The following is a 15,544-nucleotide window of genomic DNA, read 5'->3' as shown; positions in this document are numbered from 1 at the left end:
TCACTCCAGTCAGATTAGAAGTTGAAACGGAAGCCGACCCGGAAGACGCGGCCGAATGTGTCGTAGAGCTGCGTATTGGTGGCGACCGCGATCGAGCCGTCGCCGGGGGCGTAAGGCGGATCCTGATTGAGGACGTTCTGCACGTTCAGATACATTTCAGCGCCCTTGCCCAAGTCCTGGAACTTGTAGGCGAAGCGCATGTCCCAATAGGCTTGCGGCTTGATGTCCTGGAGCTCGACCGCCGCCGGTCCCTTGGTATTGTCATAGCGACCGCCGCCAATGAAGCGGACCTGATTGAACCAGTTGAAATTGCCGCGCGTGAAGTCGGCCTGGGCGTTAAAACGCCAGTGCGGGTTGGAATTGATGCCGACTTCCCCGGCCCGGTCAATCGAGGGTGAACCCGGCGTGGTCGTCGCCAGCTTGCCGACATAGGATATGACCGAACGCAGCGACAGCGATGTGGTATCGTCGGCGAAGGGCACGCGGTAGCTGAGCTCCACATCGACACCGTTGGTTTCGAGTGTCGACAGGTTGATGGGATAGGCCGTCAAGGCCGCGATGTTGCCGGCCGCATCGCGGGTGATGAAGCCGCAAGCCAACTGGTTGCCCGCGAAGCACTGGTCCACGCCCTGCTGCGCCGACAGCGATCCGATCGCGTCGTTGATCTTGATGTCATAATAGTCGGCCGAGATGCTAAAGCCGGGCACGAAAGACGGCTGATAGACCGCGCCCAAAGTCAGTGTGTCGGCCTTTTCCGGTTGCAGATTGGCATTGCCGGTCGTGGTGATGAAGATGCCCGATGTGCGGACATTGCCCATGAACGGATCGACCACGGTGGCCGACTGGGTACGACCGCTGGTAAAGAGTTCGGACAGGTTGGGCGCTCGGATATCCCGCGAGCGGGTGCCGCGCAGACGTAGGGAATCGAATGGCGTCCAGCTAAGCCCTGCCTTCCAGGTCGTAACGCCACCGCTGGTCGAATAATCGGTGTAGCGGATGGCGCCGTTGAACTCGACATCCTTCGCGAAGGGCAGGTCCTTCAGCAGCGGGATGACCGTTTCGACATAGCCTTCCTTGACATTGTAATTGCCCGACCAGGGCTGCGGGTTGGCGAAGAGGAAGCCGCCAGCATGGGAAATATCATCGACGCTGAGCTGCGCCTGCTCCTTGCGATATTCGCCACCTGTCGCGAAGGAGATGGGACCGGCCCAGCCTTCGAACAGCGTACCCGAAATGTTGATCGCGGCGACATCTTCCTTGAACGTCGAGTCCGTCCGGCTGGTGCCACGAGTATAAGCGAGTGCGGCGTCGGATGGTGATCCCTCGCCGAAGACGTTGAAGGGCGCGCAACCATCATTGGGGTTCGTCAATGTGGAGCGGCAGACGATCTGGCCATTCGCCGGATTGACCACGGCATCGACCGCGCGGGTGAAGTTCGCAGTGATCTCGTTGTTGATGACATCGGTGCGCTGCTTGGTGCGGCCGTGCTGATAATAGCCGTTGATCTTGAGACCGCCCAGCTCGCCCTTGAAGCCCGCGACATAACGGTCCGTGTCGGTGTCGACCGCCACGTCAGCCAGCCCGCCCTCGACCGACCAGCGCAGCATGGTAAGCGAGGTGACATTCGGGTTCGCTGCCAGCATCGCCTGCACGGAATCAGGCAGGAAAGCATTGTCGCGGCGAATGGTGATAGGGTTGGTCGCCAGATGGCGATTGGTCGAGGTCGAATAGCGGGTCGAGGTCGTGCCGTAGGAGGCCTCACCGAAGATCGACCAGCTATCGGTCAGATCATATTCGGCGCGACCGAAGAAGGCAGCGCGCTCCAGCGGGCGGTTGATTTCCTGAAGCAGTTCGGTGTTTACGCCATCGCCGCCAATCTGCTGCGTCGCTGTGGTGTAGGAGCCGTAATCATAAGGGCGAACCACGCCGCCCGGATCGAATTGCAGACCCCGGAACAGGGCATTCTGGGCCGCCGTGCCACCGTTGCCAGTGGTGATCATGCCACCATAGCTACCGATTGCACGGACATCCTCCGCTGCGATCAGTGCGGGGCCGCCAGCCGGGCCGTTAATCAGGTTGGAGCCACGCCGTGCCCAGTCGCGCTCGCCTTCCAATATGCCCTTGTTGCGATAATATTCCGCACTGGCGAGCAGATGCAGGCGATTGTCGGCCAGCGAAATGCCGCCGGTCAGCGTGCCGCGCAGTTCCTGATTGTCGCCCTCATTGGAAATGCCTGAGGAAACTTCGCCCTTCAGACCCTCATATTTGGTGTCGAGGATGAAGTTGACGACGCCTGCGACAGCATCCGAGCCATAGGCGGCCGAAGCGCCGCCAGTCACGACATCGACGCGTTGAATCAGGCCCGAAGGCAGCAGGTTAACGTCCACCGTGCCGAACTGGCTGGCTGCAACGAAGCGGCGACCGTCCAACAGTGTCAGGGTGCGGGTAGCGCCCAGATTGCGCAGGTTGAGGAAGCTCTGACCGCCCCCCTGTGTGCCGCTTGCGCGTTGGGGACCGCTGGTCGCGGTCAGTGCCGGCAGGGTGCGCAGCGAGTCCGCAATGGTCGATGGCGCCGCCTTGGTCAGCTGGTCAGCGTTGAGCACGGTCACCGGGGTCGGAGTCGTAAAGCCGCTGCGGCCGATCCGCGATCCGGTTACGACGATATCGGCCGTCTGGCTCTGCTGAGGCGCGACTAACTGATCGGCAGCTTCGTCGGTTCCCTGCGCCTGGTCGATGGAACCCTGTGGGGCATCAGCTGCCGTCGATTGCGCATAAGCGGTTGGTACCGCCACGAAACCTATCGCGACGCCGGCAAGCAAGGAAACCCGCATCATGCGCGTGTGCGACCGAACCATTCCCATCAGATCCTCTCCCGATATTTGTCCATATATGGATGTGAGGGCAGCTTCTATCGTCTTCGAATTTCATTGCAACACAATTCTGAAACGTCGTTGCATTTTTATATGACCCCGTTATTCTCGGGGCCGGATCGCAAAAAAAGGATCGACAAGAGAGGAGCCGTGACCAAGAAAATGATCGACATGCATGGCATTGCCGCGCCCAAGGGCCAGACCTTCCTTGACCCCGAAGTCGTCGAGATGATGAAGAGGCTTGCTACCGGCCAGACCGATGAGGCGCTGAACGACCGGTTTGGAATCAGCTATAATACATGGCGTAAGCTGGTCGCTGGACGAGCGGTGCGTCATTCGCTGGCACAGCGGCTCACCGAGCGCGTCGCCGTGATTGCGGCGTCATGCTGACAGCCGCGTACCCCCTTCTATAAAACCAAGACATTAAGGAGAGACTATGCGAACTCGATCATGGCTCCTCGCCTCGCTGACAGCGCAGATCGCGCTGGTGCCGGCATGGACGCAGGCACGGGAAGGCGCGCCGGCCAGCCCCAATGGCGGCCGCCCGGAAATCCATAATGTCGAAGAGATGCGCAAGGTCGGCGGCTATAGCGCGTCGGGCGCGCGCGCCTATGCCGACATGGCGGCTGAGGCCGGCGGTCCGCTCTGGCCCGTCACCCTTTATTATCGCTGTCAGGCGGTTCGCGAGCGCCGACCGCTCAAGGCCCCTGCCCCCAGACCGATCGAGGTGTTCGACAAAGTCTATTCGATCGGCACGGCAGAAAATAATATCTGGGCGATCGATACCAAGGATGGCATCATCCTGCTCGACGCGCTGACCACAGAGGCGGATGCCAGGGATGTGATCGTCGCGAACATGAAGGCTTTGGGCCTCGATCCCAAGCGCATCCGCATCATCCTCATCACCCATAATCATCTCGACCATTTTGGCGGTGCGTCCTATCTCAAGGCGCTGTCAGGCGCACGGATTGGGATGAGCCGGGAGGATTGGGAAGGCGATCCCAAATGGGGTAAATTGCCGGTAAAGTCCGGAAACGATTTCTTCCTGACCGACGGGCAGCAAATAGGTCTGGGCGAGCGAACGCTGACGGTACTGATGACGCCGGGCCATACCCCCGGCACCGTGTCGCTGCTGTTTCCCGTGACGGATAAAGGCGTTCCGCATATGGCGTCGTTGTTTGGCGGGCAGGGATCGCCGCGCGACCTGGCGTCATTGCTGGAATTTCGACGGTCGCTCAATCATTTCGCGGATTATACCGACCTGATGCAGGCCGATGTCGTGCTGTCCAACCATACGGTCGGCGATGATGGACTGACACGGGTAACGGCACTCGCCAATCGCAAGGCGGGCGACCCCAATCCCTATGTCGTCGATCGCGAAGGCGTGGTGCGATATGATGCGGAATGGCGCATGTGCCTGAGCGCCGACATTGATGAGGCGGTATCGAGGGCCGCGCCGGGTGCGTTGCTGCCGACGCTTCAATCCGCAAAGCCATGATGATCGACTAAGCCGAGGGTCGCACCTTTCGGCGAGGGGAGGCGCTGATTGCGCCTCCCCTCTTTCATGTCAGGCGCGGATGGCCCCTGCCACCCTGTCGGACTTTGTCGCGCGCCCGACAATCACAACTGCCGTGGCACTGGCCAGCGTCAGCAGTGCCAGCGGAACAAGCGCAAGCACATAGCTGCCCGTTGCGTCATGGATGAAGCCATAGACATTCACCATCAGGCCGCCGCCAATAAGATTGGAAGTGGCATTGATCGCCGCGATACCGGCGGCAGCGGTGCTGCCCGACAGCCATGTCGACGCCATGCTCCAGAATGGCCCTTTAAAACAATATGCACCGACCAGTACGAACGTAAGCAGCAGCAGCGTCGGCGCCAGTCCGCTCAGCACGAAAGTGCCCACGGCCCCTACGGCGATGAGGATGAGTGGCAGGGCGGTATGCCAGCGCCGTTCATTGGTGCGATCGGAATGCCGACCCCAAAACACCATGGCGATCGACGCGACCCCATAAGGTATCGAGTTGACCAGTCCGGTCTGAAGATCGGTCAGTCCGAAGGATTTGAGCAGTTGCGGCTGCCAGATGCTGAGCACGCTGCCCGCCGCCGACGCGCCCGAACAGGCGATGACCATTGCCCAGAAGGCCGGCGTGACGGCCAGACGCCAGGCCGAACCGCTCACCAGCGGCTTTTGCGGCGCGGTGGCGATCAGTTCGCGTTGCAGCCAGTTCCTCTCTTCTTCTGTCAGCCATGTCGCCTGCGCCGGACGATCGGTCAGGACCTTCAGGCACGCGATGCCGAGCAGGACGGTCGGCACCCCCTCCAGGATGAAAAGCCATTGCCAGCCGCGCAGTCCGCCAAGGCCATTCATCGAAAGCAGAAGGCCGGACAATGGCGAACCGATGAAACTGGATACGGGGATCGCTATCGCGAACAAGGCCAGGAAGCGACCACGATAACGGGGCGGCAACCAGTAGGTGAGGTACAGGATGATGCCAGGGAAGAAGCCGGCCTCCGCAGCGCCCAGCAGGAAGCGCATCACATAGAAGGACTGGGCATTCCACACCAGCGCCATGGTCATGGAGACCAGCCCCCAGGTAATCATGATCCGGGCAATCCAGAAACGGGCACCGACCTTCTGCAACATCAGGTTGCTGGGCACCTCCATCAGGAAATAGGCGATGAAGAAAAGGCTAGCGCCAAAGCCGAACACCTTGCTGCTCAGCCCCACATCCGCATTCATCTGGAGCGAGGCCATGCCAACATTGGTACGATCGATGAACGCCATCAGGTAGCAGAGCATCAGAAACGGCAACAAGCGCCAGGTCACTTTACGCATCGTCTGCGCTTCAAGGGCGCGATCGGAACTCATGGCTTCACTCTCCTCAGCCTCAAGAGCAGGCGCTTGGTGCACCTCTTCTTGTCTTGCCGCAGGCCGGTGTCACAGCCGCCTGCGGATGCTCGGTACTTTCAGGCCGCAGCCTTGACGGCACGGTTCACATGATTGCGCGCGTCGATCTCGCCATGAGCAAGATAGGTCACGATCTGGTCGACGCAGGACATGCCGACGCGATCACGCGCCTCTACCGTGTTGGCGCCTACATGAGGACTCCCCACGATATTGGGCAAAGTCCATAGAGGGTTGTCCGCCGATGTCGGCTCCTTTGCGAACGTATCCAGGCCTGCGCCACGGATTATACCGTCACGCAGCGCGATGAAGAGCGCATCCTGATCGACCAGAGCACCCCGCGCAGTGTTGATCAGAATGGCGTCTGGGTTCATCGTGGCCAGTGCGGTTGCATCGATCAGATTGCGGTTCTGCTCCGTCAGCGGGCAATGAAGGCTGACGATATCGCTGACAGTAAGAAGCGCGTCGACTGTCTCCACACGCTCGGCCCCAACCGGAATTTGATCGTCAGCCAGATAGGGATCATAGATACGAACGGTCATGTTGAATGGCTTAAGCAGATCCAGAAAGGTACGGCCAATCACCCCCAGGCCGATCAGGCCGATGGAGCGGCCGGTTATTTCCACGCCGGTATAAGTCGACTTGTCCCATTCGCCTGCACGCAGGCGGCGGTCCAGCCAGGCCGTGGAGCGCGCGACGCTCAGCAACAATGCCAGCGCCTGCTCCGCCACGGACAGTGCGTTGGCGCCACCGGCAACCAGAACGATCACGCCCTGATCGGCAGCGGCGGCAATGTCGATTGTGTCATAACCGACGCCATGTTTGGCGATCACCTTGAGCGTCGGAATCCGTTCTATTGCGCCACGGCTGATCGTACCCATACGCAGAATCAACGCCTGCGCCCTGATGGCGTTGGCAGCCTCGACCAATTCATCCTCGCTGGGGTAGCTTTTGCAGGAGGTCAGCGCCAATCCGCGCTCGTTCGCCAATGCGCTTGCCTTCGGCGCGATTTCACCGCCGACGATCAGCGCAGCATGGTTTGACATGTTCATCCTCGATCCAAAATCGAGGGGCATCGGCCCCTTCACAAGGTGCACAATATCGTCAAAAAGTTATTTTGCAACGTCGTTTCAAAACTGCATTGCGATACATAAATTTGCGCGGCGTGCGGGGCGCTCCTTGTGTCCGGTGGGGGTGGTGATATCTGACCCTTTGTTGCCGCTCAGCGGCCCAAAATCGTCCCCCAGGAGCGGACCGTTCGCTCAGACCTCACCGGCAGATGCTCGAGCATCGAAATCAGCCTGTTGCTCCCAAGAACAGGATCAGTGAGCGGCACCTCGGAAATGCTATGCTTCGCAACGCCATGGAGCCGGCGATAGCCTATTTCTCAGTGACTGTAGGAAGACATTCGTCCGACCACTTCGCCCCGTTCGAGCGTGAAGTAGAGCTACGACGTCAGCGGCAGGCAGCGACCAATTCGGTAGGATTTCTGTCAGTCGGCCAGCGGCGAGGTCTTCGGCCACATCCCATTCGCTCCGTACAATTACTCCAAGTCCGGCCAGCGCCCAATCACGAATGATTTCGCCGTCATTACTTGAAAGGTTAGGCTTGATCCGGACCGTCACCTTGCCATGTCTGACGTGGCTGAAGCGCCACAGCGTGACATCCTCATTATTCTCCCGGAGCGCGAGGCAACGATGCGCGGCAAGATCCATCGGATTTTCGATCGGGTCGACGTTCGCCAGATAGGTCGGAGCCGCGCAGAGGATACGCCGATTGGGGGCAAGCGTCGTGACCAACCGGTCGCTTTCCGGCAGGGCGCCAATATGGACGATGATGTCCCAGCTTTCCGACATCTGCCGGATCGGGCTGTCGGACAGTTCCAGCGTGGCCGAAGCTGTGGGATGGTCCTCGGTAAATTTCTGAACGATCGGCGCGATGTGGCGTCGGCCGAAACCATAAGGCGCAGCAATGCGCAAATGGCCGCGTACCTGGCTGGTCCGACTGGCCAATTGCTCGGAGAGATCATCGATTGCTCCGATGATCGTCGCCCCTTCCGAGGCGACGAGTTCGCCTTCATCCGTGAGGCTGAGGCCACGCGAGGTGCGGTCGATGAGCTTGACGCCAACCTTTGCCTCCAGCGCGCGCAGGCGCTGGGTGACGGCGGGCGGCGTCACATTGAGCCTGCGTGCGGCCTCGGCAAGCGAAGGGGAGCCTGCGATCATGTGGAAGAAGGTCAGATCGTCGGTCGAGATCATTAGGTCGTGCCTTAATTCAACATAAAGTTTAGATTAATTGCAGCATTCACGATTTGGCATATCCTGCGCATCGGAACAACGGGTCATGACCGCAAAAGCGCCGCCCGCCTGACCCTGAAAGGTTCGATAATGACCGTGCCGCATTGCGATCAGATCTATATCGACGGCTGCTGGCAGGAACCGACAGGATGCTTGCCGTCCATCACCATGACCAGCCCGGTAACCGAGGAGATCATCGGATCGGTCGCGGCCGGGAGCGCGGCGGATGTCGATAGGGCGGTCGCGGCGGCTCGCAAGGCATTCGCCTCCTTCTCGCTGACCTCACCCGCTGCTCGCATCGCCCTGCTTCACACCATCCTGACGCTGATGAAGGAACGATTCGAGCAATTGGCGCAGGCGATCACACTCGAAATGGGCAGTGCCATCACCTTTTCGCGCGCATCGCAGGTGCCGTTCGGCATTGCGCATGTGCGCGCCGCGATCGCGGTGCTGGACGATTATGCCTTCATCCACCAGCAGGGAACGACGGCCATCGCAAAGGAAGCGATCGGCGTCTGCGGCCTCATAACCCCGTGGAACTGGCCGCTCTACCAGATCACGGCCAAGGTCGCGCCAGCCATCGCAGCGGGCTGTACCATTGTCCTCAAGCCCAGCGAATTTTCGCCCTTCAGCGCCCATCTGTTCGCCCAGATCATGCATGATGCGGGGACGCCGACGGGCGTCTTCAACATGGTGAGCGGCTCCGGCGCGGAGGTTGGCGCAGCCATCGCGGCGCACCCCGATATCGACATGATCTCCATCACCGGATCTACGCGAGCAGGTGTGCTGGTGGCGCAAGCGGCCGCGCCGACCGTGAAAAGGGTAACGCAGGAACTGGGCGGCAAATCGCCCAATATGCTGCTGGACGATGCCGATTTCGCACGGGTCGTGCCGATCGGGGTGGCGGCGGCGTTCCGCAATGTCGGGCAATCCTGCAGCGCGCCGACGCGGATGCTCGTGCCTGCCGGGCGACTGGCGGCAGCCGAAGCACTGGCCGTTGCCGCTGCGGCATCGATGACGGTGGGCGATCCGCAGTCGGAGGACACGATTCTCGGCCCCCTCGCCAATCGCAGCCAGTTCGACAAGGTGCAGGCCATGATCGGCGTCGGCATCGCGGAAGGCGCGAAACTGCTGTGTGGTGGGCCGGGCCGACCCGAAGGCCTGTCGCGTGGCTATTTCGCCAGACCGACGATCTTCTCCGAAGTCCAGCCGGATATGCGGATCGCGCAGGAGGAAATATTCGGCCCGGTCCTTTGCCTGATCCCTTATCAGGATGAAGAGGACGCCATCCGCATCGCCAACGACACCATCTTTGGCCTTGGTTCCCATGTCCAATCGGGCGATCTTGACCGCGCGCGCCGCGTCGCCGCCCGGATCAGGGCCGGACAGGTGCATATCAACCATCCAGCCTGGGACGGCTTTGCCGCGTTCGGCGGTTATAAACAGTCCGGCAATGGCCGCGAATATGGCGTCTTCGGTCTTGAGGAATATCTCGAAACCAAGGCGGTATTGGGCTATTTTCCGGCATGAGCGATCCGCTTTTCAGCCGTCGCGACCTGATCGGGTCGGGCGTGGCGATGAGCACGGGCGGCATTATCCTGCCAGCCTCCGCCGCCAGTGCCAGTCGGCCACGCAAAGGCGGGCGCATCCGCGTCGCCAGCACATCTACCTCGACGGCGGATACGCTCGATCCCGCCAAGGGTGCGCTCAACACCGACTATGTCCGGCACTTCATGCTGTATAGCGGCCTCACGGAACTGGATCGGGCGCTCAATCCACGCCCGGCCCTGGCCGAAACCATGGTCAGCCGGGACCAGATGCTGTGGTATGTGCGGCTGCGCAAAGGCGTCACCTTTCACAATGGGAAAAGCCTGACATCGGCAGATGTGGTCTTTTCCCTGCTCCGCCATAAAGATCCGAGGGTCGGCTCGAAAATGGCGGACATCGCCCGGCAGTTTGCACAGATCAGGGCGACCGGGCCGCTGGAGTTGCAAATCAGGCTGGTCGGTCCCAACGCCGATCTGCCCGCGATCCTCGCCCAATCCCATTTCCTGATCGTCTCGGATGGGCAAAAGGATTTCCGCGCGGCAAACGGGACCGGTCCGTTCAGGCTGGCCCAGTTCCGCCCCGGCATCCGCACGCTGGTCCGGCGCAACCCCAATTTCTGGAAGCCCGGCAAACCCTATCTGGACGAGATCGAACTGATCGGCATCCCGGACGAGGTCAGCCGGGTCAACGCGCTGCTGTCTGGCGACGTACATCTCATCAACGCGGTCAATCCCCGATCGACCCGTCGCATCCTCGCGTCGCCCGCCCACGGCATCGTCGAAGCCAAATCCGGCCTCTATACCAATCTCATCATCCGGCAGGACCGGCTGCCGACATCCAGCCCGCATTTCAACGCGGCGATCAAATATCTGCTCGACCGGCCGATTATCAATCGGGCGCTGTTCCGCAACTATGCGACCATCGCCAATGATCATCCCATTCCGCCATCCCATCCCTATTATCGCGCCGATCTGCCCCAGACCCAACTCGATCTGGATCGCGCGAAATGGCATTTGCAAAGGTCCGGCGTCGCCGGCATGCGCCTGCCAATCTATGCCTCTCCGGCGGCCGAAGGGTCGGTCGACATGGCATCGGTCCTTCAGGAATATGGATCACGCATTGGTCTGAACCTGTCCGTCAACCGCGTGCCGGCCGACGGTTACTGGTCGACGCACTGGATGAAGCATCCGCTCGGCTTCGGGAACAGTAATCCTCGCCCCACCGCCGACATGATCTTCAGCCTGTTCTACAAGTCGGATGCGACCTGGAATGAATCGGGTTGGAAGAATCCCCGGTTCGATCGTCTGCTGCTGGAAGCGCGGGGAGAGTCGGATCAGACAAAGCGTAAACAGCTATATGGAGAGATGCAGGGTCTTGTGCGCCAATATTGCGGCAGTGCGATCCCGGTCTTCATCAGCTTGCTCGACGGCCATGACCGCCGAATAAAGGGCCTGTATCCCGTGCCTCTGGGCGGTTTCATGGGATATACTTTTGCCGAGCATGTCTGGTGGGATGGGTAGGAGTTAAGCTCCACCTTATCCAAACGTGCAACAGCCGTTAATTGCGTGATCGCTCAGTATCATGCAGCATCCCGTTCAAGATCAGCAAGGACAGCCACCGTGAACGCAGCAGAGACATTGGAAGCCATAGAAATCCCGGATGCTGGCAAGCGCCTCGGCGATCTGGAAACGCCGTGCCTTGTTCTGGACGCCGGCCGCATGGAGCGCAATATCGCCCGGCTACGGGAACGGCTCAAGCCTCTGAACGTGACCCTCCGGCCCCACCTCAAGACGGCGAAATCGGTGGAGGTCGCCCGGCGCGTCATGATTACGCCCCAAGGGCCGGCCACGGTATCGACGCTCAAGGAGGCGGAATTTTTTGCAGCGGGCGGCGTGCGCGATATCATCTACGCCGTCGGCATCGCGCCGTGGAAGCTGGCCAAGGTCATTGCGCTGCGCAGGCAAGGGGTCGATCTCGCCGTCGTCCTAGATACAGTCGAGCAGGCGCAGGCGGTTGCGGCGGCCTCGCGGGAAGCGGGCGATGCCATTCCCGCGCTGATCGAAATCGATTGCGACGGCCATCGCGCCGGTGTCCTGCCGGGAGACAGGGATCGCCTGATCGCCATCGGCAAGGCGCTGGTCGACGGTGGCGAGTTGCGCGGCGTGTTGACCCATGCCGGGGGAAGCTATGCCGCGCGCGGGGCGGAGGCGCTGCAACGCTGCGCCGAGGAAGAACGGCGCAGCGTCGTGGACGCGGCCACGATCCTGCGCGATGCGGGCCTGCCTTGCCCGGTGGTTAGCGTGGGGTCCACGCCGACCGCGCATCATGCCACCGACCTGACGGGTGTGACGGAAGTGCGCGCGGGAGTATTCGTCTTTTTCGATCTGGTCATGGCCGGAGTCGGCATCTGTAAGATCGAGGACATTGCGCTGTCCGTCCTGGCGACCGTTATCGGGCATCAGCGGGAAAAGGGGTGGATATTGATCGATGCGGGCTGGATGGCGATGTCGCAGGATCGCGGCACGGCAAAGCAGGCGGTCAATCAGGGCTATGGCGTCGTCTGTGACAGTAGCGGTCAGCCCTATGACGATCTGATCCTGGCGGACGCCAATCAGGAACATGGCATCATCATGGTGCGCCCCGAAACGGACGCTGCGCTGCCGGACCTCAAAATCGGCGACCGGGTCCGCATCCTCCCCAATCATGCCTGCGCCACCGGCGCACAGCATCGCAGCTATCATGTCGTCCACAGCGCCTCGGACATCGTCCATGGCGAGTGGCAGCGCTTTGGAGGATGGTAATGAACGACAAGCCACAACCTATCCTGACCGACGCCGCACCGGCGCCGGCAGGCCATTATTCCCAGGCCATGCGGTCGGGTGACGATCTCTATGTTTCGGGCCAGTTGCCCATCCGCGCCGACGAGGCCCCGCTGCCAGACATGGGCTTTGAAACGCAGGCACGGCAAGCGATCGCCAACATGCTGGCGATATTGACGGCGGCAGGCGGCCAGCCGGACGATCTGTGCCGGGTCACCGCCTATATTGTCGGTGTCGAAAATTGGCCGGAGTTCAACCGCATTTACAGCGACATGCTCGGCGGTGCCCGGCCCGCCCGCACGGTCGTTCCGGTTCCGCAGCTGCATTACGGCTTTCTGGTCGAGGTGGACGCAATCGCCCGCATTCCTGCCTAGATATTCCCCTCGTCAACCGGAGGCGCCCATGGCCACCCTCGCTTACCCGTCCGCTTCGACCGCACATAGTCCGGTCGCCAGCGGATCACGGCTGCAAAGCATCGACGCCCTGCGCGGGCTGGTCATGGTCATCATGCTGCTCGACCATGTGCGGGAAACCTGGTTCCTCTACATGCCCGTGGGCGACCCGGTGGATGCGCGGACGATCATGCCGGCATTGTTCTTCACCCGTATCACCAGCACGCTTTGCGCGCCGATCTTCGTCGCCCTGACCGGCCTTTCGGCTTATCTCTATGGCCAGCGTCACAGTCTGGCCGAAACCAGTCGCTTCCTGCTCAGCCGCGGCGCTTTCCTCGTGCTGCTGGAACTGACGCTGGTGAATTTTTCCTGGCGGGTCGAGCTGGTTCCGCACTTCGTCTTTTTGCAGGTGATCTGGGCCATAGGCCTTTGCATGATCATATTGGCGGCGCTCATCCATCTGCCAGCGCGCGCTCTCCTGCTACTGGGGATTGCGTTAGTCGCAGGACATAATCTGCTGGACGGCATCGTCTTTCCGCCCGACCATCCGCTGTTCATACCCTGGGCCATCATCCACGAACGCTCTCAGATCGAACTGGCAGGCACGGTCATCAAGTTCAACTATCCCGTCCTGCCCTGGATCGGCGTGATCTGCCTGGGATGGTCGGCGGGCGGCTGGTTTTCGAAGCTGACAGCCGAGAAACGCCGCCAGACCTTGCTGCTCACCGGGGCGGCCATGATTGTCGGCTTCCTGACCCTGCGCGCGCTCAACATCTATGGTGACGCGCTATGGTTCGTCGTGCCGGGCGAGCCACTCCGGACGGTGATGAGCTTCCTTGCACTCACCAAATATCCCCCGTCATTGCTGTTCCTGCTGCCGACGCTGGGCATCGGCCTCCTCCTGCTTGCAGCCTTTGAGCGGGCGAATGACACGCGACTGACGCACTGGCTGGCAGTGATGGGCGGCGCGCCGATGTTCTTCTACCTTTTCCATCTCTATCTGCTGCGTGTCCTTTATCTGACAGCGCGGGCGATCTGGGGCACGAACCATGGTGACATTTTCGGCGTAGACTCGCTCGGCTGGGTCTGGCTCTGGTATCTGGGTCTGATCGTGCCCCTCTATTTTCCGACGCGCTGGTTCTCGAACCTCAAAAAGCGGCGCAAGGACATCTGGTGGCTCAAATATCTGTAACGCGCCCGCCCTACCCATCGATAGAGGTTCCCCTAATGTATCCTGCCGTTCGTCCTGTCACGAGCAATGAGAGCCTGCCCGAGGCAGTGGACGTCGTCATCATCGGCGGCGGCATCGTCGGGGCGGCATCGGCCTATTATCTGGCGAAGCGGGGCTTGTCCGTAGCGCTGCTCGAAAAGGGCCATATCGCCTGCGAGCAATCCAGCCGTACATGGGGCTGGTGCCGCCTGCAAAACCGCGATCCTCGCGAGATGCCCCTGTCGCTTCTGTCCATGTCGCTGTGGGACAGTCTGGCCGGTGAAATCGGTCAGGATCTGGGATTTCGCCGCACCGGCCTTGTCTACACGACCCACGATGCTGCGATGCTCGCGGGCTGGGAAGCCTGGCGCACGACAGCCCGCGAGTTCGGCGTCGAAACCCATATGCTGAGCGCCGCGCAAGCTGCCACGCGCATTCCGGAAACCCGCCGCAAATGGGTCGGCGGAATTCACTCTGTCGCGGATGGCAAGGCCGAGCCAGCCCTCGCTGCGCCCATCCTTGCCGAAGGCGCCCGAGCGTTGGGCGCAACCCTTCATCAAAATTGCGCAGTGCGGAGCCTCGACATTACCAATGGGAGGGTCACAGGCGTCCATAGCGAAAAGGGGTTCATCAGGACCGATGCCGTGCTTTGCGCGGCAGGCGCCTGGGCTTCCGGTTTCCTGCGCCGTCATGGGGTGACGTTCCCGCAGGCGAGCGTGCGGCAGACCGCCATCCGCACCAAGCCGACAGTGGACGTCGGTGAGGTTCTCTACTGTCCCGATCTGGCTATGACCCGTCGTCTCGACGGCAGTTATACCTTGGCAATCAGCGGACGCGCCGCGCTGGAACTGACCCCGCAGGGTATTGCCTTTGCACGCGCATTCATGCCGCAATTCATCCAGCGGCTAAAGGCCGTTCGGATGCAGGTCGGCAGTTCCTTTATCAAAGGTCCGGAATCGCTGGCGGCCCTTTTCGGCAGCGACCGCATCTTTGAGCGCAACCGCATCCTTGATCCTGCCCCTAGCCGCAGGTTGGTCAACGCAATCCTGGACAATGTGCGCGGCACCTTTCCCCAGTTGCACGCGATCGAGATCGATCACGCCTGGGGCGCCTACGTCGATTGCACGCCCGATGCCGTACCGGTCATCTCCGCCACCGATACGGTGGACGGGCTGTATCTGGCGGCGGGCTGCTCGGGCCATGGTTTTGGACTGGGGCCTGGTATCGGTTATCTGGCAGCACAATTGGTCGCTCAGGACAAGCCGGCGGTAGATCCGTCCCACTTCCGGCTCAGCCGGCTGCTCGATGGCTCCAAGATAAAGGTAGGATCGCTCTAATCCTTACAATAGCTGAAAAATGACTGTGCGCCGTCACCGGTAGAGTCAGGAAGTGGCGCGGTGTCGTGCGGCGCGCCTGTGGGGCTTGCCAGACGGTCCGTTTCCACTCCCTGCTCATCGAACCGGACGTGCAGATCTCCCGCATCCGGCTCTCGGACAAGAT

Annotated in this window: 12 protein-coding genes; 8 read left to right on the top strand and 4 right to left on the bottom strand. The window is 61.2% G+C overall.

The window, feature by feature from the left end; genetic code table 11:
* Positions 1–14: 14 nt before the first annotated feature.
* A complete protein-coding gene (locus RQH62_RS19700) occupies positions 15–2,834 on the bottom strand; it encodes a TonB-dependent receptor domain-containing protein (protein WP_311270355.1) in 2,820 nt (939 codons plus the stop codon).
* 186 nt (positions 2,835–3,020) lie between these two features.
* Here RQH62_RS19700 and RQH62_RS19695 point away from each other — a divergent pair, with 186 nt between their 5' ends.
* Positions 3,021–3,260 (top strand): hypothetical protein, encoded by a 240-nt coding sequence (locus RQH62_RS19695; protein WP_311270354.1) that lies wholly within the window; start codon positions 3,021–3,023, stop codon positions 3,258–3,260.
* A 46-nt stretch (positions 3,261–3,306) separates the two neighbouring features.
* Entirely contained in the window at positions 3,307–4,368 is a 1,062-nt protein-coding gene (locus RQH62_RS19690; protein ID WP_311270353.1) for an MBL fold metallo-hydrolase, read from the top strand.
* 69 nt (positions 4,369–4,437) lie between these two features.
* On the opposite strand, the gene RQH62_RS19685 is transcribed toward RQH62_RS19690, so the two are convergent.
* The 3 genes from RQH62_RS19685 to RQH62_RS19675 form a co-directional block, all read right to left on the bottom strand.
* Entirely contained in the window at positions 4,438–5,742 is a 1,305-nt protein-coding gene (locus RQH62_RS19685) for an MFS transporter (protein WP_311270352.1), read from the bottom strand.
* A gap of 98 nt (positions 5,743–5,840) precedes the next feature.
* Entirely contained in the window at positions 5,841–6,824 is a 984-nt protein-coding gene (locus RQH62_RS19680; protein ID WP_311270351.1) for a hydroxyacid dehydrogenase, read from the bottom strand.
* Between the two features lie 300 nt (positions 6,825–7,124).
* A complete protein-coding gene (locus RQH62_RS19675) occupies positions 7,125–8,036 on the bottom strand; it encodes a LysR family transcriptional regulator (protein WP_311270350.1) in 912 nt (303 codons plus the stop codon).
* Positions 8,037–8,243: 207 nt separating this feature from the next.
* Between RQH62_RS19675 and RQH62_RS19670 the strand changes: the two genes are divergently transcribed.
* The 6 genes from RQH62_RS19670 to RQH62_RS19645 all read left to right on the top strand — a co-directional run bounded on the left by RQH62_RS19670 (position 8,244) and on the right by RQH62_RS19645 (position 15,381).
* Positions 8,244–9,605 (top strand): aldehyde dehydrogenase family protein, encoded by a 1,362-nt coding sequence (locus tag RQH62_RS19670; RefSeq protein ID WP_311270349.1) that lies wholly within the window; start codon positions 8,244–8,246, stop codon positions 9,603–9,605.
* Complete coding sequence (locus RQH62_RS19665) at positions 9,602–11,143, top strand: ABC transporter substrate-binding protein (RefSeq protein ID WP_311270348.1); 1,542 nt, start codon at positions 9,602–9,604, stop codon at positions 11,141–11,143. Before RQH62_RS19670 ends, RQH62_RS19665 begins: the two co-directional genes overlap by 4 nt.
* A gap of 198 nt (positions 11,144–11,341) precedes the next feature.
* A complete protein-coding gene (locus RQH62_RS19660) occupies positions 11,342–12,424 on the top strand; it encodes an alanine racemase (protein WP_311270423.1) in 1,083 nt (360 codons plus the stop codon).
* The gene (locus tag RQH62_RS19655; protein WP_311270347.1) at positions 12,424–12,816 is read left to right on the top strand and encodes a RidA family protein; all 393 of its coding nucleotides are present in this window, start codon (positions 12,424–12,426) and stop codon (positions 12,814–12,816) included. Before RQH62_RS19660 ends, RQH62_RS19655 begins: the two co-directional genes overlap by 1 nt.
* Before the next feature lie 28 nt (positions 12,817–12,844).
* A complete protein-coding gene (locus tag RQH62_RS19650) occupies positions 12,845–14,026 on the top strand; it encodes a heparan-alpha-glucosaminide N-acetyltransferase domain-containing protein (RefSeq protein ID WP_311270346.1) in 1,182 nt (393 codons plus the stop codon).
* Between the two features lie 35 nt (positions 14,027–14,061).
* Positions 14,062–15,381, top strand: a complete 1,320-nt coding sequence (locus RQH62_RS19645) for an FAD-binding oxidoreductase (RefSeq protein ID WP_311270345.1) — start codon at positions 14,062–14,064, stop codon at positions 15,379–15,381.
* Positions 15,382–15,544 lie beyond the last annotated feature (163 nt).

It is taken from the genome of Sphingobium sp. WCS2017Hpa-17, assembly GCF_031843765.1.
Taxonomy (GTDB): domain Bacteria; phylum Pseudomonadota; class Alphaproteobacteria; order Sphingomonadales; family Sphingomonadaceae; genus Sphingobium.
Note: the sequence above shows the minus strand (reverse complement) of the source record. Positions and strands in the feature narration are given on the sequence as shown.